The sequence below is a fragment of the Pseudoalteromonas luteoviolacea genome, assembly GCF_018100925.1.
GTDB classification, from domain to species: domain Bacteria; phylum Pseudomonadota; class Gammaproteobacteria; order Enterobacterales; family Alteromonadaceae; genus Pseudoalteromonas; species Pseudoalteromonas obscura.
The window spans coordinates 1-474 of record NZ_JAGJEH010000064.1 but is presented as its reverse complement, the minus strand read 5'-3'; the positions used below and the strand labels follow the sequence as shown (position 1 = coordinate 474).

The window sequence follows — 474 nt, the reverse complement described above, 5'->3', positions numbered from 1 at the left end:
AAAAAAATCGCAGTCATCTACTTACGAGGATAATAAAAAATGACCTGGTTTAACTCTACAAACGCCAATGTAACAAGTGGCAGTAACATCATTAAAATCAATGATAACCAGAGTGTTGCAAACATACGAGTAAGCGATGCATTAGTACTGGGTGCATTCGCGCCCGTCGAAATATCCAAAGCCTATGTTACGACCCATGGCACATTCATCGAGCTCATCAAGCCTTGGCCAAACGCAACCCAAAGCCAAGTACCTTGTGTTGTTTTACCCACTTCAGGTGATTTTAATACCGCAGTTTCAGCACTCAATAACGCATCCAAAATGGTCAATGACAATTACAAAACCATGATTGATTGGCAAACAACAATGGGAACTGTGGAGTTCAAAGACCTTGATGGTACACCCCAAACAGTCAAAACACTCAAACAAATGCAAAGCGAAATTGACGCCGTTAATCCCTACCCTTGGGCTATG

General features: G+C 41.8%; 1 protein-coding gene. It reads left to right on the top strand.

All coding sequences use genetic code 11. From position 1 onward, the window contains the following. Positions 1 to 39: 39 nt before the first annotated feature. Positions 40 to 474 (top strand): hypothetical protein (locus tag J8M00_RS28070; RefSeq protein ID WP_211013653.1); only part of this gene is annotated, 435 nt, incomplete at its 3' end.